This window comes from Grimontia marina, from assembly GCF_900060185.1.
Lineage (GTDB): Bacteria > Pseudomonadota > Gammaproteobacteria > Enterobacterales > Vibrionaceae > Enterovibrio > Enterovibrio marinus.
On record NZ_FIZY01000048.1, the window covers coordinates 1 to 26,981 of the forward strand.

A 26,981-nucleotide genomic window follows, 5' to 3' on the forward strand; every position below is an offset into this window, starting at 1 on the left:
CCCAGCAGCCCACGAATGTGATTGAGCAAACGCGTCCGCTCAGACGAAAGGTGTCGCCGCATCTGTAGGAAGGTCTGTTCATCCTGCTGCTCCACGCTTTTTACTGCAACATGACGGATGGCTCCATGAACGCTAGCCTCTGCGATGGCCTGTGCATCGTTGTAATCATTTTTCTGCCCCCGCAGATACCCTTTGACATGCTGAGGAGGTAACAACTCAACGTCATGCCCTAGCAGCGAAATCTCACGCCCCCAATAGTGGGCAGAAGCACAAGCCTCCATGGCGACAATGCAGCGCTCTTGCTGAGCCAAGTACCGCAGGAGTTGGCTCCGGCTCAGTTTCTTCTTACCGATGGGCTTTCCCTGCTGGTTTAACACGAAGAGGTAAAAGCTATTTTTTGCCAAATCGATACCGAGCGTTTTACACTTGTTCATGGTCTTCTCCTGCTTATCTAGATAGTCGATAACACTTCTATCTTGGCGCATTATGACGCCGGACTGGAGTAGGAGGAGACCATCTCATCAAACAACCTGAAGATGCAGGATTCAGCGAGATTGACTGGTGGTGTGATCGCGGCGTCCCTTTGCAGGTGTAGTCATCCATCAAAAAGGGACAACAAAGAGCACGGCGCCAGTCAACTCGCCCGAAGGGAGGCCATCAATGCGCCCACTTCTTCGTTAAATTCCACAGAAATAGAACCACTATTCCTCGCGAAATTTGCCTCGAATTGAACGCACTGATGACCTCTGAATGCGAGCATCTTCAGGCTGTTTGGGTATATTACTTATCAATAAATTAGTTTTATTAGGCTGACTTTGTAACAGTTGTAAAAGGCGTTTACAGCACAACTTATCAATGAATAATAATGCGAATCATTATCATTGTAGTTGCAGGACGTTGTAATGTTTCAAGGAAGCTCTTTTAAAATCTCTCCACTCAGTACCGCTGTTATCGCCGCTCTGTTTTTTCAATCTGCTATCGCAAATACCACTGAAGATCATGAAACTGTAGTGGTAACTGGCAATCCACTCGCTGCCACAGAAGTGTTTATTGATGCCAAGCAGTTGGAAGAACGCCAGGCGAATGACATCAATGACATCTTCAGAAGTGATGCCGAGGTATCAATAGGTGGTGGTTCTGGTGTGTCACAGAAGATTTATGTTCGTGGTCTTGAAGATACCATGTTGAATGTCACCATCGATGGTGCGGTTCAATCAGGGAATATTTATCACCATCAGGGACGTATTGCTATTGAACCGGATCTGCTTAAGCAGGTTGAAGTTTCCGCCGGTGCTGGCCGCGCTACCGATGGTGCAGGTGCACTGGGCGGTGCTATCCGTTTTGAAACCAAAGATGCCGAAGATTTGTTGCAGCCAGGTCAGCGCTTTGGGGCGTCAGCTAAGGCAGGTTATTACTCCAATACCGAAGGCTACAAAGGCACACTCAGCGCATATGGTCTGTTGTCTGACAATGTTAGTGCGCTTGCTACCCTGTCTTATCAGGATTTGGACAACTTTGTTGACGGTGATGGCAACGAACAGCCTTACACGGGAGCAGAAAACTCTGTAGGTTATCTGAAATTGGTCGGAAACCTGACCGATGCTCAAAAACTGACGTTCAGCTATGACAACCGTCAGGATGAAGCACACCGCTACCACCGTCCCCAGTGGGAACCGAGCAAGAAAAACGCACCGATTAATCAGGAAATGGAGCGTGAGACCATTACGGGTAAGTATCAGCTGAATCCTTCAGATGTTGCTTGGCTGGATCTGTCTCTCACGGCTTACAGCACTGAAACCTCTTTGAATCACATTGATGGCCCTTTCGGCGACTACCTGGGTGAAGCAAAATCTTTGGGGGCCGATCTCCGTAATACCTCATCTATTGGAGACCACAAGCTGATTTATGGCGTGGAATACCGCGAAGACAAGGGGTGGCTTGGTAGCCCGACTCTTGGCTCGGATGAAGATAAGGGCGATGTAACCGGTGTTTATTTACAAGGTGACTTTGCCTTGACCGAAGCCCTGCTGTTCAGTGCTGGTGGCCGTTACGATAGCTATTCTTTGACTGAATCAAATTCACATAGCTTTAGTCATGATGGTTTTAGCCCGAACGTGAGCGTGAACTACGCCATTATCGACGGCCTGAATGTCTTCGCTGGCTATGCGGAAGCATTCCGTGGCGCTCAGGTACGTGAAATTTTCCGTCTGGATGGTGCGAAAAGTGCCGCTGACCGAAAAGCAGAGCGGGCAAAGAACTCGGAAGTGGGCGTGAGCTGGCTGACGGGCAACCTGAGTCTTTCTGCGACGGCTTACGTCAGTGAAGTGAAGGATATTGTTGGCAAAGAAGGCAAAGAGCTGACCAATATTGGTGACTTAGTAAGCAAGGGCTTTACAGCACGCGCTGGTTACTACTGGGAAAGCATCTCAACTAGCCTGAGCTACAACCAGTCCCGTCCAGAATTGGATGGTGTTCCATTGAGTGACGATACCAAAGGAATTGGTACATCAATCGGCGATACCTGGATAGCAGAAGTAAATTATCAGGTAACCGATGCTATCGCAGTAGGTTACACAGGTCGACTCGTTGAACGATTGACCCACGCAGCAGAAGGTTATGAAGAGAAAGATGGTTATGCACTGCATGATATTTACGGGCAGTGGAATCCGATTTCCAACGAAGAACTAACTCTGTCACTGGCGGTGAAGAACCTGTTTGATGAGTCCTACCGTGACCACGCAAGTTATGGCGAAGTGAATGCCATCGCCAAAGGAACGATGGACCCGGGACGAGATATCCGCTTCAACGTGGCTTACGCTTTTTAATGCAGTAGGAGAGGCTTAGGCCTCTCCTTTTTGATCTTCACGACAGATTTTTCTTCTTCAAGTAACCTTCCACAAACTTCGCAAGTCCCGACTGCTAAGCTTCAATAGATACTTTCAGTGGCGATGACACCATGAAAAAAAACCTTCTGATGATTCTGTTTATCTTCATGTTTCTGCTTGGATTCTGGATGGCGATGTCGCCTGCAGAAGCCAACCCTTGGGAAGAGGTGCAGGAACCGTATCTTGGTGTGGAACAGTCGATTGGGAGTTACGCCAATGGCTGCCTGAGTGGTGGTGAGGCCTTGCCGTTGAAAGGGGAGGGGTATCAGGTCATTCGCCCTTCAAGGAACCGTTATTACGGCCACCCGAACATGATTGCTTATCTCTCCAAGCTCGCAAAGAAAACCAAAGGTTTTGGCTTGGACGACTTGATGATTGCAGATATTTCCATGCCGCGTGGCGGTAATTTCACCAAAGGACATTCCAGCCACCAGACCGGGTTAGATGCAGATATCTGGCTGAGCTTTGCGCCGGAACCATTAACCAAAGATTCCTTGGAAAGTCCGACGGCCGTCAGCATGGTGGATTTGCAGAATTACGCACTGAAACGTGATAACTGGATGAAAGAGCATGCCATCTTGTTTCAAGTGGCGGCATCTGAGCCAGAAGTGGCGCGTATCTTTGTCCACCCTGTGATTAAAGAGACCTTGTGTGAAATGGCATGGGAAGACAGAAACTGGCTACGCAAAGTTCGCCCTTGGTGGGGGCATCATTACCACATGCATGTCAGGCTTCAATGTCCGGAAGGAAGCTTAAACTGTATTTCCCAGAATGCACCGCCAGCAGGCGATGGTTGCGGTGCGGAGTTGATCAGTTGGCGCCCGAAACCTGTCGACGAGACAAAATCAGTAGTGACCACCACTAAGAAAAAGCGGGTGAAGATAAAACCGGGTCAGTGTGAGGTGGTATTAACCCAGTAACTCTCCCTGTCCCTATACAACCAATGCCCAGATACAAGAAAAGCGCCGACAGGCGCTTTTCTTCATTAACCCAGTAATGTTTAAACCAAACCCTGGAGTTTGACGAATTTTTCCAGTAACTCATCATTGGTTTCCTTATGTTCAGGATCAATGATGATGCAGTTGGTGATAGGGCATACCGACTGACAGGTTGGCTTTTCATAGTGACCCACGCATTCCGTGCATTTGTCCGGATCAATTTCGTAGATCTCTGCGCCGAATGTAATCGCTTCATTCGGACATTCAGGATCACACATATCACAGTTAATGCACTTCTCGGTGATCAGCAGTGCCATCGATTACGCACTCACCGCTTTTGGAGCATTTGGGTTACGGGTGTTCGCACCGTCGGTCAGGTTACGCATCAGCAGTGCAAATTCCAGATCCATGTCTTCTGGCACTGGAATGTAAACGAAGTGACCATTGCCTTTCGCATCGTCAATCGTTTCACCTTTGCGGTTTTCCATCGCGTCCAGTTTAAAGACCACATTACCTTTCGGCGTCATCAGCTCCAGCGAATCACCAGTGATGAACTTGTTCTTCACTTCCACTTCCGCCATGCCTTCGCGGCGCTTACCGGTGAATTCGCCCACAAACTGCTGGCTGTCAGACACTGAGTAGCCGTAGTCGTAGTTTTGGTATTCGCTATGGGTGTGGCGGCGCAGGAAGCCTTCAGTGTAACCACGGTGGGCCAAGCTTTCCAGCGTGGTCATCAGGGTTTCATCGAACGGTTTGCCTGCAACGGCATCATCAATCGCTTTACGATAAACCTGCGCGGTACGTGCACAGTAGTAGAAAGACTTGGTACGGCCTTCGATCTTCAGCGAGTGAACGCCCATCTTAGTGAGACGATCAACGTGCTGAATCGCACGCAGATCTTTCGAGTTCATGATGTAAGTGCCGTGCTCGTCTTCAAACGCCGCCATTTTTTCGTCTGGGCGATGTGCTTCGCTTAAGAGAACCACTTCATCAGTAGGCTTGCCGAGACCAATGGTGTTGTCTGGACGCTCTTCAGCTTCCTGGATTTGAACCGATGCTGCAGGCTGGATCTCAACGATTTGGCCTGTTTCGTCTTCAGTCGCTTTCTCTGTTTTGTATTCCCAGCGGCATGCGTTGGTGCAGGTGCCTTGGTTAGGGTCACGTTTATTGATGTAGCCAGACAGCAGACAACGGCCAGAGTAAGCCATGCAAAGTGCACCGTGAACGAAAATTTCCAGCTCCATTTCAGGCACTTCGTTTCGGATTTCTTCGATTTCTTCCAGTGAAAGTTCGCGCGACAGAATCACCCGCTCAACGCCTTGGGTTTGCCAGAACTTAACCGTCGCCCAGTTCACCGCGTTCGCCTGTACAGACAGGTGAATAGCCATCTCGGGGAATGCTTCACGTACCATCATGATAAGACCAGGGTCAGACATGATCAGCGCGTCAGGGCCCATATCAACCACCGGCTTCAGGTCACGGATAAAGGTTTTCAGCTTTGAGTTGTGAGGCTGGATGTTACATACCACGTAGAACTTCTTGCCAAGCGCATGCGCTTCATCGATACCGATTTGCAGGTTCTCGTGGTTGAACTCATTGTTACGCACGCGAAGGCTGTAACGAGGTTGGCCGGCATATACCGCGTCAGCGCCATAGGCAAAGGCGTAGCGCATGTTTTTCAAGCTACCGGCTGGGGACAAAAGTTCTGGTACAAACATAGTCATTGCTTCTACTAATTCTGAGTATAAGTCAGGCCGCATCAAAAAGTGGTGCGGGGAAGCGGGCGATTTTACTGTGATCTTGTTAACATAGCCAGTTCCGATCGGGAAACCATTTGCAGAAAAGGTTGTCTTTTGGATGATTCAGGTCGACATTCATTTTTAGTGAATGATTTGACACAAGTTTGAAAAGGTATGTACGTTGTAAGGATATTCTCGGCTTTTTTAAGGCGAAAGAACCTGCAACATTGAGATGTGGACTGATGTACGAAAAGAAAACCAAGAGATTTAGCATGCTGTCTAAATCGATGCTTGGCCTGATGGGCTTGTCGCTCGTGACGGTAGCAGTATCCTTTAATACGCTACAACAAGAGCCGATCCGGATTGTCCCTCTCAATCTGCCAGAATCTGTCGTCCCTTCTTTTATTCAGAAAGAAGAACCAGTAAAGACGGAAAGTGCCGTCGACCTTCCTGCTTACGAATACACGATTCAGACTGGCGACAGTCTGAGCGAAATTTTCATGAAGCTCGGCATTCCGTATAGTGACCTGTTAAAGCTGATGGAAGCTGACCTTAACCACCTTCGCATCGATACCCTGCAACCCAATGACATCCTGCGGTTTTGGGTTGACCCTGATGGAAAACATCTGCAAAAACTGGAGCTTGAGTTCAATATCGCCTCGAAAGTGCAATATGTACAACTTGATGATGGCAGCTATGAATTCAACGAAGTGTCGATTCCGGGGACTTGGGTTGAAACTGTCACAGTTGGCGATATTGAAGGCAGCTTCTCGGTCTCTGCGCGTCGTGCGGGCCTGAGCTACAACGATGTGGAAGTGATTACCAATCTGCTCAAGGACAAGATGAACTTCTCCCGCGATCTTCGCGCCGGAGATAAGTTTGAAGTGGTCCGTGCAGAGCAATTTGTGGATAGGCAGGCGAGTGGAGCGCGTGAAATTAAAGCGATCCGCATTGAACGCCGTGGCCGACCCATCACGGCTTACCTGCACACCGATGGTAACTACTACGATAAAGACGGTCAGAGTCTGCAACGCGCCTTCCAGCGTTATCCGACCAATCGTAAAGAGCGTATCAGTTCGCACTTTAACCCACGTCGTAAACACCCGGTTACTGGCCGTGTTTCGCCGCACAACGGTACTGACTTCGCGGTGAGAACAGGTACGCCTGTGGTTTCTACCGGTGATGGTGTGGTAGTGATGGTGCGTAATCACCCTTACGCAGGCAAATACGTGGTGATCGATCACGGTAACCAGTACAAAACCCGCTACTTGCACAACAGTAAGATTTTGGTGCGTAAAGGGCAGCGTGTGACCCGCGGTCAACGTATTGCGCTGTCTGGTCGGAGTGGCCGTGTTACTGGCCCGCACATTCACTACGAATTGTTGATTCGTGGCCGCGCGGTGAACCCGATGACGGCGAAGATCCCGATGGCCACTTCAGTAGCCCGTGCCGAAATGACCGACTTTAAGAAATCTGTCGCGGCTTACGATAAGAAAATGCTGAAAGCGCAGTTCAAGTAAGCACGAACCAAAGAAATAAAAAAACGGGGCTCTAAGCCCCGTTTTCTGTTTTTGGCAAAGTGTAGAAGACGATTACTCGCCTTTGTCGACACCGCCAAGTTCTTCGTAAAGATTCGGCAGGAAAGCACCCAGCTCTCCGCACATCAGCGACAGGTCTGCATCCAGACGTTGCGCCACATCTTCACGGTCAATATCCGCATTCTGGTCGCGAAGTTCTTCCGAGAACTTGATGCGTTTGATGGACATGTCTTCACACAGCATCAGCTCAATGCGGTCTTGCCAGTTCATCGCCAGCTTAGTCACTAACTTTTCTGCTTCGATGTGCGCCAGAATTTCATCGCTCGACAGATCCTGCTGCTTACAACGGATCACGCCACCTTGTTCCAGAATGGCTTTCAGCTCAGCTTCTTCACCGATTTCGAAGCCTTTTGGTGCGTTGCCAGAGCGAACCCACTCAGTCATTGCCAGCTCAACTGGCTTGTTGGTTTCAACAGGTACCACTGGCAGACTGCCGAGGGATTTGCGCAGCAGCGCGAGAATGTCTTCTGCTTTCTTAGAACTACCTGCATCAACCAGTACCAGACCTGCTTTTGGCATAATCAGCGCGTAGGTTTGGCTCATTCGGCTGAACGCACGTGGAAGTAGGTCCATCACGATGTCATCTTTAATACTGTCTTTTTCTTTTTTCTTCAGCGGACGGCCTTGTTCTTTTTCCATCGCATCCACTTTGGCGGTCAGTGAATCTTTGATCACTGAGGCTGGCAGCATTTTCTCTTCTTTACGGGCACAGATAAGAATGTTGCCATCGCTGACGTGCGTCATCATGTCGCCGTGTTTGCCCAGCGCGGTGGTCCAGCCGAACTTTTGCATGTCCTGACTGCCACAAGGCGTGAAGCGGAATTCAGACAGTTGTTTTTCAATATGCTCCGGGTCGAGGTCGATGTCTCGGGTCAGGCGGTAGGTGAAAATATTCTTGAACCAAATCATGGCGAGGCTTTATCCATCCGGTAATGACAAAGGCCACATGGTATTGCATCAGGCAGAGAATGTCGCTTCAAATACGGTACAATCAGGCACTGAGCACAAGAACAGGCGCACACCTTTCAATGAAAATACTCCACACGTCAGACTGGCATTTAGGACAAAACTTTTTCACCAAAAGCCGCAAGCAGGAACACCAGGCTTTTCTGGACTGGCTTTTACAGGAAATAGATAAAAATCAGATTGATGCCGTCATCGTGGCTGGAGATGTTTTCGACACAGGTTCGCCGCCAAGTTACGCCCGTGAGATGTATAACCAGTTTGTGGTTTCCATCAGTCAGCGCAACTGTGCGTTGGTGGTACTGGGCGGTAACCATGACTCGGTTTCCACGCTCAGAGAATCCAAATCCCTGCTGGCTTGCCTGCATACCCATGTGGTGGCAAACACCAGCGACGATCTGCAAAGCCAACTCATCGCGTTGAAAAACCACGATGGCGAAATCGGTGCGATTGTGTGTGCGGTGCCTTTCGTGCGCCCGCGCGATGTGTTGACCAGTCAAGCTGGTGAATCTGGCACTGACAAGCGTCAGGCGCTGGGTGATGCCATTAAATCCCACTACCACGAGCTGTATCAGGCAGCAGTGAAGCTGCGCGATGATAACGGCTGGCAAGTGCCTATCATCGCGACGGGCCATCTAACCGCGCTTGGCGTGAGCCCATCTAAATCCGTGCGTGATATCTACATTGGTACGCTCGATGGCTTTGCGGCAGATGGCTTTCCGCCTGCCGACTACATTGCCTTAGGACACATCCACCGCCCGCAGATTGTCGCCAAGTCTGAACATATCCGATACAGCGGCTCTCCGATCCCTTTGAGCTTTGATGAACTCAAATTCAACAAACAGGTGGTGCTGGTGGAATTCGAGGGTGACCAGCGCGTGCGTATCGAGCCGATCAGCGTCCCGAGCTTTCAGCCTATGGGTGTCCTAAAAGGGTCACTGGAAGAGATAGAAGTACAGCTTTCAGAGTATTTGGAACATGATGATCCAAAAGCTGTCTGGCTGCACATTGAGGTCTCTGTGCAGGACTATCTGTCTGATTTACAACAACGTATTCAACTGATGACTGAAGGGCTCAATGTAGAGGTGTTACAGCTTCAGCGCACCCGTGGGCCAAAAGCTCAGGCGCTGACACAAGAGGCGAAAGAAACCCTGTCTGAGCTGACACCGAATGATGTTTTCCAAAAGCGACTTGCCCTAGAGGTGTTTGAAGGGGAGGACGAACTTGCGCGTAAAGAGAGGATTCAAACCCAGTTCACCCAAATTGTGGCGGAAGTTGAGCATGCGGAGGGTGAAGAATGAAAATCCTGAGCCTTCGCTTTAAAAACCTGAACTCGCTGAAAGGCGAATGGAAGATTGATTTCTCTCAAACACCATTTTCGGACAATGGCCTGTTCGCCATTACCGGCGCAACGGGCGCGGGTAAAACCACATTGCTTGATGCGATTTGTCTGGCGCTGTATCACCAGACCCCGCGATTGGGGCTGATCTCCACTTCCAGCAATGAAATCATGACCCGTGGCACGGCGGAGTGTTCTGCCGAAGTAGAATTCGAAGTAAAAGGCCACCCGTACCGCGCGTTTTGGAGCATGCGCCGCTCCCGTGGAAAAGCGGACGGTAATTTACAGCAAGCGGATGTGGAGCTGGTGGACGCGAAAACCGACAAGGTACTGGCCACACAGGTGAAGCAAAAAAATGAATTGGTTGAGCGTGTTACGGGTCTCGATTTTGCCCGCTTTACCAAATCTATGATGCTTTCCCAAGGTGAGTTTGCGGCTTTCCTGAATGCTAAGGAAAACGAGCGCGCGGAGCTTTTGGAAGAGCTGACCGGAACGGAAATTTATGGCCGGATTTCTGAAAAAGTGCATGAGCATTTTGCCTCAGCAAAGCAGGCTTTGAGCCAGAAAGAGGCCGAAGCGAAAGGCGTGCAGTTGCTGAGTAGCGAGGAGCTTGAAGCCCTCGAAAAGGAGCAGGAAGAAACAGAAGCCATGCTCAAGAGTGAGCGCGAAAAGCAGGCCGATCTCACGGCGCACCTGACATGGTGGAAAGAGCACCAGAAAAGCCATCAAGAAAAAAATCAGGCCGAAGCACAGCTACAAATTGCAGAAGAAAACTGGAAGGCAGCCAAACCACAACTGGATAAACTCACCAACAGTGAGCCAGCGGAAAAGCTTCGCATGCCTTATGAGCGTTGGCAGTCATCGTTGAAAAGCGTGGAATCAACGACCGCTTTGCTGGCTACCAAACAGGAAGCATTGAAAGCTAACACAGAAAAGAGCGCGCAGGCTGACGAGGCGTTGGTGAAAGCTTCAGAAGCGCTCACACTGGCGAAAACCCAGCAAAGCGAGCTGGAAGAGCTTATCAGTGAGCAAGTTTTGCCGCTCGACACCGACATCAAACACCAATCTCTGCGGCTGCAGGAGTTTTTGCAGCAACAGGTGGGCCTGAAAACGAAGCAGGCTGATCTGTCTTCATTACAGGAAAAAACCACAGAGAATCTTGAGACCAAAAAGCAGGCTCTGGAAGAGGTTTCCACCTACCTGACCACCAATCAGTTTGCAGGCCAGCTTAAACAGCACCTTGGCCAATGGGAACAGATGGGTAAGCAGATCGCGCAAGAACAAAATGCGATTGGCAAACTGACGCAATACGAAAGTGAGCTTAATGCCCAATTGCAGACAGAGATCGCGAAAGCGGAAAATGCCGAGAAAGAAAAACAGGCGGCACTAAGCCAAAGCGAACAAGCCAAACAAGCATGGGAAGCACAGCAAGAAGCGTTTAAGCAAGCAACCTCAAATGGTGATGTTGACGCTCTGGATAAACAGCGCGAGCAGCTAAATGCGCAACTTTCCACTTACTTCCAGTTAGGCCAATGGCAGCAGCAATGGCTGGAACTGGACAAAGAGAGCGCGGAAAAGCGCTCAGTAATGGCGGAGAAAAAAGAGCACGGAAAAGGTCTAGCTCAAGAAGTTACTGTATTGACGAAGCAATTCAGAGATAAAGAGCAGTTGATTGAAGTGTTGCAAAAGCTTCTCGATCAGGAAGAACATCTTGCCCACTACCGGGCTACTTTAAATCAGAATGAAGCCTGCCCACTTTGTGGCTCAACCGAACATCCAGCCTTATTAGGTGAAGCAGTCAATGTGTCTGAATCAATGCGTCAATTGAACGAAGCGCAGACTGCTAAAAAAGAGATCTACGAAAAAGGTAGAGCGGCTAAAGAGCAGTATGAGTCTTTGAAGCATTACGTTGAAGAGATCCAAAGGCAACTAGATAACACTCATCGACAACAAATGGCGCTTAGCGAGCAGTGGGCACAGGCGGTAATACCAGTCAACTTAGCCCTGACTATCGATCAGCGCGACGCCTTTGTTGCATTCAACGAGCAGCAAACCCAGCAACGTGACGCACTGACCCAAACCTTGAATGCACTCAAAGCGCAAGAGAAAACCCTGCAGCAGGCAAAACTTCATTGGGATGAAGTCACCCGTGCATTGGATGGCATCGAGAAACACTACTCCATTCTGTCGGTGACTATCGAAAGCAAAAAACAGGAAGGGCAGAAGCTGGCTGCTGATAAGCGCCAGAAGCTGGATTATCTCGAGACCCTCGAAAGCGTGCTGAGCCAGCAAATCGCAGACAGTGGTTACCAAGCCCCTGAGCATGATGAGCTTCAAGTCTGGTTGGCGTCGAGAAAGCAAGACGCCGAAAAATGGGAGCAAAACCAGCAGCAAAAAGAAGTCCTGGCCAAAGAGGTAGCATTGCTTGAGGCTGAGTTTTCAAATTGCGTGAAAGAGAGCCAGGCACTGGCTGAGCAGCTGGGCGCGCTTCAGTCTGAGATTGATTCGCTGACCGGCAAGCTTGAAGCTGTGAAAGCAAAACGCACTGAGCTCTTTGGTGACAAGCTGGTGGAACAGGAAAAGCGCCGCGCTGCAGTTCAGACGGAACAAGGGGAAGCTTCCCATCAAGCAGCACAAGCCTTTGCGCAGCAATGTCTGGGCGATCTGCGCGCGATTCAGGCAGAAGTGGCAAGCCAAACTCAGTCGCTGGCATCGCTGAATGCCGAGGCACAGAGTTATGCATCCCAATGGGAAGAAAGCCTTGGAGCTTCGCCTTTTGATTCTCTGGAAATGTTCCAGGCTGCGTTGCTGCCGGAGGAAGAAAAACAACAGTTACTTACCGATAAACGCGCTCTGGAAAATGCCCTTGAAGGTGCCAAAGTGCTGCTGGAGAAAGCCTGTCAGCATGTGGTTGAAGTGCTAGCCCATGACCGGGCAGAAGTGTGGCAGCAAACTCCGCATGATGAGGTGGAATCGACGCTAACGGCAAATTCAGAGGCATTGGATACGCTTGTGCGCAGAAGTGGTGAGCTGAACCATGCTTTGGCGTCTGATCATCAAAGACGAGAGAACCAACAGGCGCTGTTTGCCGAGATAGAACGCCTGCGTGCGGAATACGATGATATCCAGTATCTGCATTCCCTGATTGGCTCACAAAAAGGCGATAAATTTCGTAAGTTTGCTCAGGGTCTGACGCTGGATAATCTGGTGTATCTGGCGAATAAACAACTCGACCGAATCCATGGGCGCTACCAACTGAACCGCAAGCAGGGTGAAGGCTTGGAGCTCAGTGTGTTGGATACCTGGCAGGGTGATATTGAACGAGATACTAAAACTCTGTCGGGTGGTGAGAGTTTCCTTGTCAGCTTGGCATTGGCTTTGGCGTTATCAGATCTCGTCAGTCACAAGACCAGCATCGACTCACTGTTCCTCGATGAAGGCTTTGGCACTCTGGATAGTGAAACCTTGGATGTGGCGCTGGACGCACTGGATAATCTTAATGCATCCGGCAAGATGATCGGGGTGATCAGTCACATTGAAGCGATGAAAGAGCGCATACCTACTCAACTTCATGTTTATAAAAAAACAGGCTTGGGTGTTAGTGAGCTGGATAACAAATTCCGCGTTTCTTGATAAAAGAGAAGCTGTTAGCCCGAAGCGAAGGCTGATGCTGTGTCTAGAAGGTTGGCTGGTTGGAAAATAACCAGTAAACATCTGGAATAATAGGCAGTTTCTGGCTGCCTTCCGCTTCAAACCTCGCGAAAGGTCACAAAACTGTCATAATAGAATCACATAATGGCGTCCAAGTAATGAGCCAAACAGCTTGGAAAAAACATGTTCTGGTTGTTTGGCCAAAAAGTTAAACCACTCTAACTGGGTATGGAAAAATGGTAAGACGGATACTTGTTGTCGAAGATGAAGCACCTATTCGCGAGATGTTGTGTTTCGTACTGGAACAAAAAGGTTATCAGGCCGTAGAAGCAGAAGATTATGACAGTGCACTGGAAAAAATCTGCGAGCCTTACCCTGAACTGATCCTGATGGACTGGATGCTACCAGGTGGCTCGGGGATCAACCTGATCAAACATCTCAAGCGTGATGAACTGACCCGCCAAATCCCGGTTGTGATGCTCACAGCACGTGGTGAGGAAGAGGATAAAGTTCGCGGCTTGGAAGTGGGCGCGGATGATTACATTACCAAGCCTTTCTCACCAAAAGAGCTGATGGCTCGCCTGAAAGCGGTAATGCGTCGCGTGTCTCCAACGTCGCTGGATGACGTGATTGATGTGCATGGGCTGAAGCTTGATCCTGTATCACACCGTGTCACTTCAAATGAAAAGCCGCTGGAAATGGGTCCAACCGAGTTTAAGATGTTGCACTTTTTCATGACCCACCAAGAGCGTGTTTACAGTCGTGAGCAGCTTCTGAATAATGTTTGGGGCACCAACGTTTATGTTGAAGATCGCACCGTCGACGTGCATATTCGTCGATTAAGAAAAGCGCTGGAAGAAGACGGTCACGATAAGCTGGTACAAACAGTTCGTGGCGCAGGTTATCGTTTCTCAACGCGCACCTGATAACGCATTATTGTCATAGGTCATCCGAAGGCCACCGGGTGGCATTTTGGAGACATTGATGGTCGAAAGACTTACATGGAAAAAGCTGGCTCTTGAGCTGGCTTTTTTTTATCTACCCTGGTTTCTCATAGGCTGGTTCTTTGGCGGTCTGCCTTGGCTGTTGCTATTGGCAACGGTTTTGGTGTTGCTGTGGAACTTCTACCACCAACTCAAACTCTCTGACTGGCTTTGGAAAGAACGTAGTCTGACACCGCCAACCGGTTCAGGAAGCTGGACGCCGTTGTTTAACGGTATCTACCGTCTGCAAAAGCGTAACCGTCGTCGTCGTAAAGAGCTTGCCAATCTTATCCGCCGTTTCCGCAATGGTGCAGAATCTCTGCCCGATGCGGTCGTAGTGTTTGAGCACGACGGCTCGATTGTTTGGTGTAACAAGCTGGCGCAGGAGCTACTGGGCTTCCGTATGCCGGATGATGCCGGTCAGTACATTGCCAACCTGATCCGTACGCCGGAGTTTATTGACTACCTGAGCCGCGCGGAACTGGGTGAACCGTTTGAAATGCGTTCGACCTTGCACGCTTCGAAAACCCTCGAATTCCGTACCATGCCTTATGCAGAAGGCGAGTACCTGATGGTGGTACGTGACATTACCCAGCTTAAACAGCTCGAAGGTATGCGCCGAAACTTCTTCGCCAACGTTTCCCATGAACTCCGTACGCCGATGACTGTGCTGCGTGGTTATCTGGAAATGTCTGAAGATCCAGAAATGCTGGTGGGGCCAATGTGGGGTAAAGCCCACGGTGTGATGACCGAGCAGTTGACCCGAATGGAAGGTTTGGTGGAACAGCTGCTGACCCTGTCGAAAATTGAGGCAAGTGTAAAGATCGCGCTGGATCAGAAAGTAGACGTGCCAGCAATGCTCGATGTGTTAGAAAAAGAAGCGCAGACACTCAGTGGTGACCAGGCGCATGACTTTGAGTTTGAAATCGATCATTCGTTAAAAGTGTTGGGCGATGAAGATCAGCTTCGCAGCGCCATTTCCAATCTGGTGTATAACGCGGTGAAACACACGCCAGCCAGCGCTAAAATTAAAGTTCGATGGTTCAAATCCCGTAAAGGGCCACGATTGGAGGTGATTGATAGTGGTGAAGGTATTGCACCTCAACATATCGATAGACTGACCGAGCGCTTCTACCGCGTTGATAAAGCGCGATCGCGCGAAACCGGCGGCAGTGGCCTTGGCTTGGCAATTGTGAAGCATGCGCTGAATCATCATGAGTCCGAGCTTGAAATCAAAAGTAAGGTGGGACAGGGTAGTACGTTCTCGTTTACTCTTCCGGAGCGTCTGGCATGCTGAAACGGGCTTTGACCCTGATTGGACTCCTTTTAGTGGCGGCACCTGCTGCCGCTGACGATCATCTACCTCTATACCATCGTGTAGATAATGTCTCAGGTAACCTGTCGACGGTCGGTTCAGACACCTTGGCTAACTTGGTCACTCAATGGGGTGTGCTGTTCAAAAAACATTACCCGAGTGTGAATGTCCAAATCCAGACTTCTGGATCTTCTACTGCGGTACCCGCTTTGATTGAGGCGACGGCGCAGTTTGGCACTATGAGCCGCGAAATGCGTCCGCGCGAAATTGAACTGTTTGAGCGAAGATACGGCTATCCACCTACGGCGATTAAGGTCGCGATTGATGCGATGGCGATATTTGTTCATCAAGACAACCCGCTTGATGCTCTGAACATGGTGCAAGTCGATGCGTTGTTTTCCCAGACCCTGCGTTGTGGCGCGAACGAACGTATTGAAAAGTGGGGACAACTGGGTCTCCCAGGAAGCTGGAAGAAACGTAATATTCAGCTATTTGGTCGTAATTCGGTGTCGGGTACCTATGGCTTTTTTAAAGATGAGGCACTGTGTGACGGGGACTTTCGTGCAGATGTCAATGAGCAACCAGGATCAGCCTCAGTCGTCCAGTCGGTAAGCTCGTCACTTAATGCGATTGGATATGCTGGCGTTGGGTATCGTACTGCGGGGGCAAAGGTGTTGCCACTCGATGTGGAAGGTGAGCATGTTTATGCCACTGTCGATAATGTGATATCCGGGGTTTATCCGCTTTCGCGTTACCTCTACGTTTATGTCAACAAAGTGCCGGATAAGCCTCTTGCCAATATGGAGGCTGAATTCATCAAGCTGATCCTATCTCGTCAGGGGCAAGCGCTTGTAGGCGCTGAGGGCTTCGTCCCTTTACCGGATGGTATAATTGATGAGCAGCTCAAAGAACTAGGGTTATAAAAAACGGTGTGATGAGCACCGTTTTTGTTTTCAAGCTTTCGAGTCCGTTGAGTGGCACTAAGCGCTCACATTAAGCTTCCAACCCACTGAAGCCCAGTAAGCTTGTTCCGCTTCCAGATCAGCCGCCAACAGGGTGTTCTGGTTCAGCCAATTCTCAGGGAAAGTCAATGACCAGCAATCGTCCTTGGCGAGGATCTTCACCTCTGGCATCAGCTCGTCGCTACGTTGCACATTGAGCACACAAGCGAGGCGTAAAGAGCGGATGAGTGGATGAATTTGCTTGGTCTTAAACAGGGTGAACTCAGGCATTTCCTCAAGCTTCAGTGACTTACGATGGAAACGGGTCAGGGTAGCCAATACGGTTTGTTGTTCCTGATTAAAACCTGGCAAGTTGGTGTTTTGCAGAATGTACGCAGAGTGTTTGTGGAAGCCTGAGTGCGAGATACTCAAGCCAACTTCATGCAGTAGTGCTGCCCAACTCAGCAAGATAGCCAATTCTGCTTTCTTAGGGCCAAGTTTTGGCTCTGCCTGAAGATAAAAACCTTCTGCGGTTTGCTGGACGTTTTCGGCATGCTGTCTATCGATATGGTAACGCTCAGCAAGATCTGCTGCGGTGCGGCTTCTAATGTCACTGTGCTGGAAGCGATCTTCCATGTCGTATAAAAGCCCTTCACGAAGAGCGCCATCGGAATACACCATCTTCTCAATGCTCAGTGCATGAAACACACCTGAGAGAATTGCAAGACCTGCGGCAAAGACGGGTTGTCTGTCTTCTGTTAATCCGGGTAGCTTAAGCTCGCGGGCTGACTTTACCTGCAGTGCCTGCTCAATTAAGCCATCCAACCGCTTACGGGTGATGATGCCATCGTCGTGCCCACTGGCAATCAAGACTTGACGAATGGCTTTGATGGTGCCAGAGGAACCCACGGCTTCTCCCCAGCCGCAATCCTTGTACTGTTTGGCGATGCTTTCTAACTTCAGCTCTGCCGCGAGCTGAGCTTGAGCAAAGCGTTTGGTGGAAATTTGTCCGTCTTTGAAAAAGCGATGGTTATAGCTGACACAACCCATATGTTTACTGTTGGTGAGTGTCGGACTAAAGCCTTTTCCAATCACAAGCTCAGTGCTTCCCCCACCAATGTCTACAACCAGTTTTCGACCATCACCTGGCTGGGTGTGGCTCACACCGAGGTAAATCAAACGGGCTTCTTCCACGCCGGGGATGATCTCAATCGGATAGGGGAAGACATTGCGCGCCCGCTGCACAAAGATATGGCTGTTTTTCGCTTCACGCAGGGTAAAGGTTGCAGCTACGCGAACGTTAGCTTCATCGAAACTTTGAAGGCGCTCTGCGAACATGGCTAAGCATTCCACTCCACGATTGATGGCAGCGTTATCGAGGTTGAGATAGTCGTCGAGTCCTGATGCCAGCCGCACACGTTGTTTGTGGCGGCTGATGATTTGGAGGCCTTGCCCGACAACGCGGGCAACGACCATGTGGAAGCTATTGGAACCTAAATCTATTGCTGCAATTTCCCTTGGCTTTTCAGCCGGGGTTGTATCATTCATTCTTTTGTTTGCTCGCTTGCCGTTTTTCTGCACGTTCTACTTGTTTAAGGTAATCATAAATCTCGATTTGTGAACGTACTTTTTTGCGATTTCCGCGTTTAACGTAAGCGTTGGACATGTCTTTATCAATAACTCGTGCTTTGGCACGGTCTGCAAACTGAAGCTCAAGAATATCCATGATCCGCTGCTTCAGGCGTTCGTCTTTGATAGGGGCAGCCACTTCGATTCGGTTATCGATGTTACGGGTCATCCAATCAGCTGAGGAGATATAGACATCACGATCACCACCGTTTTCAAAAGTGAATACTCGTGGGTGCTCAAGGAAACGGTCAACAATACTGATGACTTTAATGTTATGGCTGAGGCCTCTTACGCCAGGGATAAGCGAGCACATACCACGCACAATGATGCGGATTTTCACGCCTTCATTGCTCGCTTTGTAAAGTAAGTCCACCAAACCTTTATCAACCAGGTTGTTCACCTTGAGTGTAATACCGGCTTTCTGCCGGTTCTTTGCATGCTCTATTTCCCGCTCAATCAAGCGATAGATGCGTGTACGTGAATTACGCGGCGAGACAATCAGATGCGAAAACTTAACTGGCTTATAAGGGTTCTCAATAAAGTTGAATACCTTACGTACTTCCGTTGTGATGGACTTATCAGCAGTAAACAAAGAAAAGTCGGTGTAGATACGTGCTGTTTTTTCGTGGAAGTTACCTGTGCCTATATGGGCATATTCGCGAAGCCCATCCTCTTCACGACGGGAGATAAGGCATAACTTGGAGTGAATTTTGAGCCCAGGGGTACCAAAGACCACTTTTACGCCGGCATCGGTCAACACACGAGCCCATTCGATATTGGCTTCTTCATCAAAGCGCGCCTGAAGTTCTACCACAACGGTGACGCGTTTTCCGTTATTTGCAGCATCAATCATAGAGTTGATGATGCGGCTATTTTTCGCCACGCGGTAAATATTGATGCGAATGCTGCGTACTTTGGGATCAAAGGAAGCCTGACGCACCAGTTCTGTCATGTGACGGAAGGTGTGGTATGGGTAATAAAGCAGGACATCACGCTGACGGATGGCTTCAAAAGCATTGGTACTAGTGGTGAAATCGGCGGACTCAATGGGCGGTAGAGGCGGATTTTCCAGATATTTCATTCCGACATTTGGAAAGCCGATAAAATCTTTGAAGTTATGATAACGAGCGCCAGGAAGTACGCTGTCGTAATCCGAGATTTTCAGCATATCAAGAATATGCTTCACCATATCCTGCGGCATGTCACGCTGGTATACGAAACGCACTGGAAGGGCCGTTAAACGCTGATCCAGACTGTCTGACATGTTCTCAAGCAGGCTGTGGTCAACTTCATTGGTCAGGTCATATTCTGCGTCACGGGTCATTTTCATTGCATAGGCTTCGACACTATCGTAATCGAAGAGTCCACTGAAAATCTCATCAAGACACAAGCGAATGATGTTATCGAGTAGGATGATGGTTTTGCGGCGGCGTTTGCCTTTGGGTTCCGGCACCTTGATAAAGCGCTCGATTTCATCTGTCGGGATCTCGATGAGGGCATAACGTGTCTTCTGCCCCTCTTTTTTCAGCTCGACGGCAAGGTAAGAGTACGCATCTTTGAGGAAAGAGAGTACGTCCATGTCGTCGGTGAGAATAATTGGGGTGATGTGTGGAAGCAGATTGCTGACGAAGTGTCTTTTCAGCCAGTTTTGCTGGTATTCCGTTAATTGTTTCTCATTAACCAAAAAGATATGGCGACGTGCCATTTCGAGCAAGATGTCGTTATAGAGGTGGTCAAAATCCTGGTTGAGCTTAAGGACTTTGTCCTGAATTTTGTTGAGGAGCTCCTTGGCTTTACTGTCACCCCCTTGCTCCTCATTGATCAGGATACGGCGCTTTACGTCAGCAAACCGGACTTGGTAGAACTCATCCAGATTGCTGGAGAAGATACCGAGAAATCGCACACGTTCGATGATAGGAACGTTTTTGTCTGCAGCTTCCTGAAGTACCCTTTCGTTAAAAGACAGCCAACTTAATTCTTTGTCTACGTAAAGCGTATCCGCGCTCATTTTTCCCCTTTCCTCAATTAAATGTCGCTTTCGTCAAACTCCACGATCAGGTCATCAGATAGCCCTTCAAGAGCCTCTCCAAGATCATCCAGTGAGATGTTGTTGACGATGTCGAGATCAAACTCTGCTTTAAAAATCACGCCGCCAAAATTAGCTGCGCTTTCTGCATTGGTTTCCAGATTGTTGATGTTGATACCAAACTTGGCGATTTCCCTTGTCACTTCTTGAACGATGCCAGGGCGATCGTTACCTGTGACTGAAAGGGTGTGAGTCGTGGTATCCGTTTCTGCTTGATGTGCAGCTTCAGCGATAAGAACGTTAAGATCAGGAATGTTATTTAGCGCGTCTGTCAGCGCATTGACATTTTCTTCTTTAATATCAATCTGAATAATACCAGCAAACTTGCCCGCAAGTTTGCTAAGGCTACTGGCTTGCCAGCTTCCGTGATGCTGGAATACAGTGTCAGAGAGTGTTTCTACCAGGCCTGGACGATCCGTGCCGATGAGGGTGATTACTAACTGCTTCATGGTCGATCCTTTGCGTCAACAGCGGGGGGAATGATCATTATTAGGGTGGTTTTAAAACCGTGTCTACCCCCCGCAGGAGCAGCCGCTTCCGAACTATGCCTCACATCAACGTTACAGGAGGCTAAACATGTTTTATTACACTTTTATTTCATGGGCTTAACTTGCCTCGATTTTTAGACTGTCACATTTATGTCATTAAAAAGAAATATTATGAGTCGCTTAACCAAAAAATGAGGTACCAATGGCAAACGCCACACATGCGCTGACTCAGGGAGATACCCGGCGGCGTTTCAAAGACAGACTTGCGCGCCTTTCCGTGACGGGAGGTGGCATTGCTGTTTTGTTGGCATTGCTGTTGATTTTTTTCTACCTCGCGTACGTGGTTTTTCCCTTATTCAAAAGTCCATCTGTAGAACTTGATGGCACTTTCGACCTTGGCTTTGAAAGTCCCGCCGTTCAATTGGGTATGGACGACAATAATCAACTTGGTTTTCGCTACTCTGACAATGGGTTTCTCTCCGTTTTTTCTCTGGAGGGAGAGGGGGGCATGGTTGTCCGGGAACAGCTCGCTAAGTCTTCAACCAGTTTTTATGCTTCACAGGCTTATGCTGGTGTAAGTGCCTATGGACTCAAAGATGGCACAGTGAGTTTCCAGCGCCTTCGTTTTTTGTCGCACTATGCTGAGGGTAAAAGAACCATCACGCCGGATATCCAACGTCTTGATACCGTCAAACTGAGCAATGGCTTGCCCGTTTCCAGTCTTTCTTTTGCACTGCGTCAGAAAGACCGTGTAATTGCGGGTATAGCGGGGTACTGGCTGAACATTGTCATTGAGCGAGACGGAAATGAAGTTTTGCATGCAGCGGTGCCGACCAGTCCTGATGCAAACGTTTTGATTGCTCCCCGTGGTCGAAAGCTGTTTGAGATGGTTAGTAATAAGCTCAATGTGTATTCGATATCAGATCGTAGAATCGATTTACGAGAATCTGTGGATATTGAACTCGTTACTGGTGCGATGCCTGTATCTATGACTTTGCTGGCTGGCGGACACTCACTCATGGTTCGTCTAGACGATGGCAGGCTGACCCAATGGTTTGATGTGGTGAAGTCTGGCGAGCGCTCTCTGACAATGGTCCGTGAGTTTGATACTCAGGACGGATATCTCGCCGTAGAGCCTCATCGCAATGTATTTGCCAACCTGACGCCGGACGGAGAATTAACACTGTGGCATGCGCCAAGTGAAACACAGGACAGTTTTGAGTTACCGGCAATTGCTGGCCAGATTGATACGCTAGGTTTCTCACCACGTGCAGACCGCCTTCTGGTAGAAAAAAGTAAGACCCTGACACTAGTGGATGTAGACAATGCGCATCCAGACGTGAATATCCGCTCACTGTGGAACCGTATTTGGTATGAAGGTTATGGCGAACCGGACTTTGTCTGGCAGTCCACCTCTGGTAGTGAGTCTTTCGAGGGGAAACTCAGTGTTGTTCCTGTTGTTTTCGGTACTATCAAAGTAGCTGCTTATGCGCTGCTTTTTGCTATTCCATTGGCAGTTGGTGGTGCGATTTATACTGCTTACTTTATGCCTTCTGGGCTGCGTAAAGTGGTAAAACCGACTATCGAAATCATGGAAGCCTTGCCCACAGTTATTTTGGGCTTCCTCGCTGGCCTGTGGCTCGCACCGATTGTTGAAAACCATTTACCTGCAGTATTTCTAATTTTTGTCGCCATGCCGGCTTCATTCCTGCTGACTGCAATTGTTTGGAGCTCATTGCCGCGCTCGATCCGTAAAATGCTGCCACCTGGAGGGCATTTATTTGTGCTGGTTCCGCTCATTCTTATTCTGGGATACCTAGCTTTCCAGCTGGGGCCTTGGGTTGAAACTGCCTTTATGGGCGGTGATAGCCGCGTGTTTGTTACTGATGTGCTGGGAGTGAACTTCGATCAGCGCAATGCCATCGTAGTAGGCTTGGCGATGGGATTTGCTGTGATCCCAACCATTTTTACCATTGCTGAAGATGCGATTTTCTCTGTGCCCAGCCATCTGACTAATGGTTCGCTCGCTTTGGGTGCGACTCATTGGCAAACATTGACCCGTGTTGTCTTGCTAACGGCAAGCCCAGGTATTTTTTCTGCAGTGATGATGGGGCTTGGTCGCGCTGTGGGTGAGACTATGATTGTCTTGATGGCGACGGGTAATACGCCTTTAATGGAGTGGAATCCTTTCGAAGGACTTCGAACCTTGTCAGCTAATATTGCGGTAGAAATGCCGGAATCTGAAGTAGGTAGCTCGCATTATCGCGTGTTGTTCCTGACTGCCTTTATTCTGTTTTCATTTACGTTCCTGTTTAACACTGTGGCGGAATTTGTTCGCCAACAGCTACGAGAGAAATACCGTGCGTTGTAATGCATTAGCCACTCAACAATCCAGCTTGGAGCTTGCTCATGTTTAAGCGATTAAACAGCAGTTCTCCATGGGTGTGGATGACAGGCGGCATGGTGAGTCTTTGTCTGGTGGCAGTGCTTGGTGTCATGCTTCTGATCGGCTGGAAAGGCTTGGCGTATTTCTGGCCAGCGCCTGTTTATGAATTCAAAATTGAAACGCCGCATGGTGAGGAAACTGTTTTTGGACAAATCTACGGCGTGGAGTCTATTCCTTCCCGTCAATTGAAAGAAGCCGGTGTTGAGCTCAAAGACAAGCAGCTTGAAGAGCATCAGAGGCTGCTTATTAAGGTGGCGAATCGTGAGCGTGAAGCGCATGACTTCATTTCGGTGCTGGACCAAAACATCCTATCTCAGGTTGCTAATCCTGACCTTGCAGTCATTGAACGCACTGAAAATGGTGCATTCTTCGGTTTTCCGAAGGGCTATTTAGATAATGGAAAGGTCACCACTTCCGCACTTACCCACGAGTTTTTCCAACAGAAGATTACCCTGGCTGAAATACGACGTACTGAGATTGCATCTATCGAGCAGCGAGAAATTGAAAAAGTTAACTATCAGCTCAATGCTCTGAAAACAGAGAGAGCGTCTTATCTGAGTGACGGAAAAGCGGTTCCTGCAAAAATTCAGGATGCTATCGGCACCTTGGAGTTGCGTTACCAATCACTTGAAGAATTACTCTTGCAGCGTCGTGCGGATTTCTCTTTGGATAGTCTTATTGTTAAAGACCGCTATGGTGACAACGTCCGTATCGCGTTGAATGATGTGTTGGGGCTATGGTATCCCAATGACATGAGCTGGCCAGAGAAAGTCGCGCACTGGGCAGGACTGATAGCTAGCTTTGTCACTGACAACCCCCGTGAAGCCAACTCTGAAGGTGGTGTTTTTCCTGCTATCTTTGGCACCGTGTTGATGGTTCTGCTGATGTCCATCATGGTGACTCCACTTGGCGTTCTGGCTGCTGTCTACCTTCATGAATATGCAGGGAAGAATGCTTTCACGCGTATTATCCGCATTGCGGTGGTGAATCTTGCGGGCGTACCTTCTATCGTATACGGCGTGTTTGGTCTGGGCTTTTTTGTTTATTTCGTGGGTGGCAGTATCGACTCGTTGTTTTATTCGGAAACTTTGCCGAATCCGACATTCGGTACACCGGGCATCTTATGGTCTTCGCTCACCTTAGCAATCCTGACCTTGCCAGTAGTAATTGTGTCAACCGAAGAGGGTCTTACACGCATTCCTACCTCAGTCCGTCATGGTTCGATGGCTTTGGGGGCTACACAGGCAGAAACCCTCTGGCGTATTGTTTTGCCAATGGCGAGTCCTGCTATTATGACGGGATTGATACTTGCAATTGCGCGGGCAGCAGGAGAAGTGGCGCCGTTGATGCTGGTGGGGGTCGTCAAGGTGGCGCCGAGCTTGCCACTGGATGGTAATTTTCCTTTTCTGCATCTCGACAGAAAGTTCATGCACCTTGGTTACCACGTTTACGATGTTGGCTTCCAAAGCCCGAATATTGAAGCGGCAAGACCACTGGTTTATGCCACATCCTTGCTCTTGGTGACTGTGATTGTCAGCCTGAATCTGGCGGCTATCACCATCCGTAACCACTTGCGCGAAAAGTACCGCGCGCTGGAACAAGAAATTTAAGTGTTAGAGGACATCGCGACGAAATGATATCTATCAATGCCAACATTGGATTACTCGGACCTGTCGATCTGTCATCGCTTCCAGATGAGCAGACAGCGCTGGTTATCCAGAATTTGAATCTCCATTACGGCAATACTCAGGCATTGTTCGATATCAATATGCGAATTCCCAAAGGCAAGGTGACGGCATTTATCGGCCCTTCCGGTTGTGGAAAGTCCACTCTACTTCGCTGCATCAATCGTATGAATGACTTGGTGGATGGTTGTCAAGTAGAGGGCGAAATTCTGCTTCATGGCACCAATGTTTATGATGAAAGGGTGGATGTGCCAGCTCTTCGCCGCCAGGTGGGCATGGTGTTCCAACGGCCGAATCCTTTTCCAAAGTCTATCTACGAAAACGTTATTTACGGATTGCGTTTACAAGGCGTGAAAAACGCACGTACATTGGACGATGCGGTTGAACGTTCGCTTCGAGCAGCTGCGTTATGGGATGAGGTGAAAGATCGGCTTCATGACAACGCGTTTGGTTTGTCTGGCGGCCAGCAACAACGATTGGTGATCGCGCGCGCTATCGCGATTGAGCCAGAAGTCCTTTTGCTTGATGAACCTACATCGGCACTGGATCCGATTTCGACGCTGACGATTGAAGAACTCATCAACGATCTTAAACGTAAATATACTGTGGTGATCGTTACCCACAACATGCAACAAGCTGCGCGTGTGTCTGATCAAACTGCCTTTATCAACCTAGGTAAACTGGTAGAATATGCCGACACAGATACGCTGTTTACCACACCGAAAAACAAGCAAACCGAAGATTACATCACTGGCCGATACGGTTAAGGAATTGCACGCAAATGATGGATAACCAAAATATCAGTCGCCATATTTCAGGTCAGTTTAATGCTGAACTGGAAGCTATCCGCACCCATGTGCTCGCGATGGGTGGATTGGTAGAGAGACAGCTGACTGACGCTTTGCGTGCGATGCATTATCAGGATGTAGAGCTTGCAAAACAGGTGATCCGTGAAGACCATAAGGTCAACTCAATGGAAGTCGCTATCGATGAAGCCTGCACGCGAATCATTGCAAAACGCCAACCTACAGCGGGTGATTTACGCTTGGTGATAGCTATCATCAAAACCATTACCGACCTTGAGCGTATTGGTGACGTTGCGGACAGTATTGCGAAGATGGCGTTAGATAATTTTTCCAATCATCAACAACCGTTTTTAGTGTCACTGGAAAACCTGGGCCATAAAGCTGCACGTATGCTGCATGATGTGTTGGATGCTTTTGCACGAATGGATGTTGATGCGGCGATGAAGGTGTATCACAGCGATGACCATCTGGATAAAGAATACGAAGCGATTCTGCGTCAGTTGATGACTTACATGATGGAAGACCCGCGTTCTATTCCTAATGTTCTGAAAGTCATGTGGTCAGCTCGAGCCATTGAGCGGGTGGGAGACAGATGCCAGAACATCTGCGAATACATCATTTACTTTGTGAAAGGTAAAGACATCCGTCATACCAACAAAGAACAGTTGGAAAAAATGCTGAAATAGCGCTTTCGTATCTACATTGAATATACCCAAACAACCTGAAGATGCAGGATTCAGCGAGATTGACTTGCGTTGTGATCGCGGCGTTCCTTTGCAGGTGTAGTCATCTCCATCAAAAAGGAACAACAAAGGGCACGGCGTCAGTCAACTCGCCCGAAGGGAGGCCCTCAATGCGCCCACTTCTTCGTTAAATTCCACGGAAATAGAACCACTATACCTCGTGGTATTTGCCTCGAATTGAACGCATTGATGGCCTCTGAATGCGAGCATCTTCAGGTCGTTTGGGTATAGGTCAATAAAAAACCCGCGGTTAGCGGGTTTTTTGATTCTGGCATTTAGGCATCAATTTAGCGAACGGCTTCGAAAAATCCCGTACCTGGCTGATAGTCACCTTTCATGCCGACCAACTGACCGTTGTCGTCGAAAGAAAGAACCAGTTCTTTCTGTTCTGGTTCGTCATGTCCAGGCTTCAGATATTGAACAAAATACCAGGTATTCGGATAGCCGGATTCAACCAACATAGGTGGACCAAGTAAGAACTTAACCTGCTCTTTGGTCATGCCAAATTTGAGCTCTTCGACCGCAGTTTGGTCGATGTAATTTCCCTGATTAATATCTATGCGATAAACCAGCTTGTTAACCCAAGAACAGCCTGAGAGGCTAGCCAGAACAAGGGATGCCGCAACGATGTGTTTCCAACGCATGACTTCTTACTTCATTTCCAAAATAGGGGACGATGATAAACAAGCAAGTGAGAGAAGTAAAAAACTCTTGTCTCAACTTGCTTGTTCGACCGTGCTATTGGG

Annotated in this window: 20 protein-coding genes; 12 read left to right on the forward strand and 8 right to left on the reverse strand. The window is 48.9% G+C overall.

What is annotated here, in order from left to right:
• A partial coding sequence (locus GMA8713_RS19635) for an IS110 family transposase (protein ID WP_198159450.1) occupies nucleotides 1–434 on the reverse strand: 434 nt, incomplete at its 3' end.
• A 468-nt stretch (nucleotides 435–902) separates the two neighbouring features.
• Between GMA8713_RS19635 and GMA8713_RS19640 the strand changes: the two genes are divergently transcribed.
• The gene (locus tag GMA8713_RS19640; protein ID WP_062713457.1) at nucleotides 903–2,825 is read left to right on the forward strand and encodes a TonB-dependent receptor domain-containing protein; all 1,923 of its coding nucleotides are present in this window, start codon (nucleotides 903–905) and stop codon (nucleotides 2,823–2,825) included.
• Nucleotides 2,826–2,956: 131 nt separating this feature from the next.
• Nucleotides 2,957–3,805, forward strand: a complete 849-nt coding sequence (gene mepA / locus GMA8713_RS19645; RefSeq protein WP_084387788.1) for a penicillin-insensitive murein endopeptidase — start codon at nucleotides 2,957–2,959, stop codon at nucleotides 3,803–3,805.
• Between the two features lie 80 nt (nucleotides 3,806–3,885).
• On the opposite strand, the gene GMA8713_RS19650 is transcribed toward mepA, so the two are convergent.
• Nucleotides 3,886–4,140 (reverse strand): YfhL family 4Fe-4S dicluster ferredoxin, encoded by a 255-nt coding sequence (locus GMA8713_RS19650; protein WP_002535655.1) that lies wholly within the window; start codon nucleotides 4,138–4,140, stop codon nucleotides 3,886–3,888.
• Nucleotides 4,141–4,143: 3 nt separating this feature from the next.
• Complete coding sequence (gene trhP / locus GMA8713_RS19655; RefSeq protein ID WP_062713459.1) at nucleotides 4,144–5,541, reverse strand: prephenate-dependent tRNA uridine(34) hydroxylase TrhP; 1,398 nt, start codon at nucleotides 5,539–5,541, stop codon at nucleotides 4,144–4,146.
• Between the two features lie 263 nt (nucleotides 5,542–5,804).
• Here trhP and GMA8713_RS19660 point away from each other — a divergent pair, with 263 nt between their 5' ends.
• Nucleotides 5,805–7,082: a peptidoglycan DD-metalloendopeptidase family protein gene (locus GMA8713_RS19660; RefSeq protein WP_062713461.1), complete on the forward strand. Its 1,278-nt coding sequence runs from the start codon at nucleotides 5,805–5,807 to the stop codon at nucleotides 7,080–7,082.
• 72 nt (nucleotides 7,083–7,154) lie between these two features.
• On the opposite strand, the gene rdgC is transcribed toward GMA8713_RS19660, so the two are convergent.
• Complete coding sequence (gene rdgC / locus GMA8713_RS19665; RefSeq protein ID WP_192815484.1) at nucleotides 7,155–8,066, reverse strand: recombination-associated protein RdgC; 912 nt, start codon at nucleotides 8,064–8,066, stop codon at nucleotides 7,155–7,157.
• Nucleotides 8,067–8,188: 122 nt separating this feature from the next.
• On the opposite strand from rdgC, the gene sbcD reads away from it, so the two are divergent.
• The 5 genes from sbcD to GMA8713_RS19690 all read left to right on the forward strand — a co-directional run bounded on the left by sbcD (nucleotide 8,189) and on the right by GMA8713_RS19690 (nucleotide 16,334).
• Nucleotides 8,189–9,424 carry an exonuclease subunit SbcD gene (gene sbcD, locus GMA8713_RS19670; RefSeq protein WP_062713463.1) on the forward strand — a complete coding sequence of 412 codons (1,236 nt, stop codon included), beginning with the start codon at nucleotides 8,189–8,191 and terminating at the stop codon, nucleotides 9,422–9,424.
• Entirely contained in the window at nucleotides 9,421–13,095 is a 3,675-nt protein-coding gene (locus tag GMA8713_RS19675) for an AAA family ATPase (protein WP_062713464.1), read from the forward strand. Before sbcD ends, GMA8713_RS19675 begins: the two co-directional genes overlap by 4 nt.
• Nucleotides 13,096–13,349: 254 nt before the next feature.
• Nucleotides 13,350–14,039: a phosphate regulon transcriptional regulator PhoB gene (gene phoB / locus GMA8713_RS19680; protein ID WP_002535663.1), complete on the forward strand. Its 690-nt coding sequence runs from the start codon at nucleotides 13,350–13,352 to the stop codon at nucleotides 14,037–14,039.
• Nucleotides 14,040–14,097: 58 nt separating this feature from the next.
• Nucleotides 14,098–15,393 carry a phosphate regulon sensor histidine kinase PhoR gene (gene phoR / locus GMA8713_RS19685; RefSeq protein ID WP_062713466.1) on the forward strand — a complete coding sequence of 432 codons (1,296 nt, stop codon included), beginning with the start codon at nucleotides 14,098–14,100 and terminating at the stop codon, nucleotides 15,391–15,393.
• Complete coding sequence (locus GMA8713_RS19690; protein WP_062713468.1) at nucleotides 15,387–16,334, forward strand: PstS family phosphate ABC transporter substrate-binding protein; 948 nt, start codon at nucleotides 15,387–15,389, stop codon at nucleotides 16,332–16,334. The genes phoR and GMA8713_RS19690 overlap by 7 nt, the downstream gene beginning before the upstream one ends.
• A gap of 57 nt (nucleotides 16,335–16,391) precedes the next feature.
• On the opposite strand, the gene ppx is transcribed toward GMA8713_RS19690, so the two are convergent.
• The 3 genes from ppx to GMA8713_RS19705 are packed head-to-tail and all read right to left on the reverse strand — an operon-like array spanning nucleotide 16,392 to nucleotide 20,516.
• Nucleotides 16,392–17,900: an exopolyphosphatase gene (gene ppx, locus GMA8713_RS19695; RefSeq protein WP_062713469.1), complete on the reverse strand. Its 1,509-nt coding sequence runs from the start codon at nucleotides 17,898–17,900 to the stop codon at nucleotides 16,392–16,394.
• Nucleotides 17,893–19,989, reverse strand: a complete 2,097-nt coding sequence (gene ppk1, locus GMA8713_RS19700; protein WP_062713470.1) for a polyphosphate kinase 1 — start codon at nucleotides 19,987–19,989, stop codon at nucleotides 17,893–17,895. The genes ppx and ppk1 overlap by 8 nt, the downstream gene beginning before the upstream one ends.
• A 17-nt stretch (nucleotides 19,990–20,006) precedes the next feature.
• A complete protein-coding gene (locus GMA8713_RS19705; RefSeq protein ID WP_062713471.1) occupies nucleotides 20,007–20,516 on the reverse strand; it encodes a glycine cleavage system transcriptional repressor in 510 nt (169 codons plus the stop codon).
• Between the two features lie 241 nt (nucleotides 20,517–20,757).
• On the opposite strand from GMA8713_RS19705, the gene GMA8713_RS19710 reads away from it, so the two are divergent.
• Genes GMA8713_RS19710 through phoU form a run of 4 tightly spaced genes read left to right on the forward strand, consistent with a single transcriptional unit; the run spans nucleotide 20,758 to nucleotide 26,178 of the window.
• Nucleotides 20,758–22,926 carry an ABC transporter permease subunit gene (locus GMA8713_RS19710; RefSeq protein ID WP_062713472.1) on the forward strand — a complete coding sequence of 723 codons (2,169 nt, stop codon included), beginning with the start codon at nucleotides 20,758–20,760 and terminating at the stop codon, nucleotides 22,924–22,926.
• A gap of 38 nt (nucleotides 22,927–22,964) precedes the next feature.
• Entirely contained in the window at nucleotides 22,965–24,611 is a 1,647-nt protein-coding gene (pstA, locus tag GMA8713_RS19715) for a phosphate ABC transporter permease PstA (protein WP_062713478.1), read from the forward strand.
• Between the two features lie 23 nt (nucleotides 24,612–24,634).
• Entirely contained in the window at nucleotides 24,635–25,453 is an 819-nt protein-coding gene (gene pstB, locus GMA8713_RS19720) for a phosphate ABC transporter ATP-binding protein PstB (protein WP_062713480.1), read from the forward strand.
• A gap of 17 nt (nucleotides 25,454–25,470) precedes the next feature.
• Nucleotides 25,471–26,178, forward strand: a complete 708-nt coding sequence (gene phoU, locus GMA8713_RS19725) for a phosphate signaling complex protein PhoU (protein WP_062713494.1) — start codon at nucleotides 25,471–25,473, stop codon at nucleotides 26,176–26,178.
• A 344-nt stretch (nucleotides 26,179–26,522) separates the two neighbouring features.
• On the opposite strand, the gene bamE is transcribed toward phoU, so the two are convergent.
• Nucleotides 26,523–26,879, reverse strand: a complete 357-nt coding sequence (gene bamE, locus GMA8713_RS19730; protein WP_002535677.1) for an outer membrane protein assembly factor BamE — start codon at nucleotides 26,877–26,879, stop codon at nucleotides 26,523–26,525.
• Between the last annotated feature and the right edge of the window lie 102 nt (nucleotides 26,880–26,981).

Coding starts and splice junctions, on each gene's coding strand:
- GMA8713_RS19640 (WP_062713457.1), top strand. CDS start 903: ATGTTTCAAGGAAGCTCTTTTAAAATCTCTCCACTCAGTACCGCTGTT.
- mepA (WP_084387788.1), top strand. CDS start 2,957: ATGAAAAAAAACCTTCTGATGATTCTGTTTATCTTCATGTTTCTGCTT.
- GMA8713_RS19650 (WP_002535655.1), bottom strand. CDS start 4,140: ATGGCACTGCTGATCACCGAGAAGTGCATTAACTGTGATATGTGTGAT.
- trhP (WP_062713459.1), bottom strand. CDS start 5,541: ATGTTTGTACCAGAACTTTTGTCCCCAGCCGGTAGCTTGAAAAACATG.
- GMA8713_RS19660 (WP_062713461.1), top strand. CDS start 5,805: ATGTACGAAAAGAAAACCAAGAGATTTAGCATGCTGTCTAAATCGATG.
- sbcD (WP_062713463.1), top strand. CDS start 8,189: ATGAAAATACTCCACACGTCAGACTGGCATTTAGGACAAAACTTTTTC.
- GMA8713_RS19675 (WP_062713464.1), top strand. CDS start 9,421: ATGAAAATCCTGAGCCTTCGCTTTAAAAACCTGAACTCGCTGAAAGGC.
- phoB (WP_002535663.1), top strand. CDS start 13,350: ATGGTAAGACGGATACTTGTTGTCGAAGATGAAGCACCTATTCGCGAG.
- phoR (WP_062713466.1), top strand. CDS start 14,098: ATGGTCGAAAGACTTACATGGAAAAAGCTGGCTCTTGAGCTGGCTTTT.
- GMA8713_RS19690 (WP_062713468.1), top strand. CDS start 15,387: ATGCTGAAACGGGCTTTGACCCTGATTGGACTCCTTTTAGTGGCGGCA.
- ppx (WP_062713469.1), bottom strand. CDS start 17,900: ATGAATGATACAACCCCGGCTGAAAAGCCAAGGGAAATTGCAGCAATA.
- ppk1 (WP_062713470.1), bottom strand. CDS start 19,989: ATGAGCGCGGATACGCTTTACGTAGACAAAGAATTAAGTTGGCTGTCT.
- GMA8713_RS19705 (WP_062713471.1), bottom strand. CDS start 20,516: ATGAAGCAGTTAGTAATCACCCTCATCGGCACGGATCGTCCAGGCCTG.
- GMA8713_RS19710 (WP_062713472.1), top strand. CDS start 20,758: ATGGCAAACGCCACACATGCGCTGACTCAGGGAGATACCCGGCGGCGT.
- pstA (WP_062713478.1), top strand. CDS start 22,965: ATGTTTAAGCGATTAAACAGCAGTTCTCCATGGGTGTGGATGACAGGC.
- pstB (WP_062713480.1), top strand. CDS start 24,635: ATGATATCTATCAATGCCAACATTGGATTACTCGGACCTGTCGATCTG.
- phoU (WP_062713494.1), top strand. CDS start 25,471: ATGGATAACCAAAATATCAGTCGCCATATTTCAGGTCAGTTTAATGCT.
- bamE (WP_002535677.1), bottom strand. CDS start 26,879: ATGCGTTGGAAACACATCGTTGCGGCATCCCTTGTTCTGGCTAGCCTC.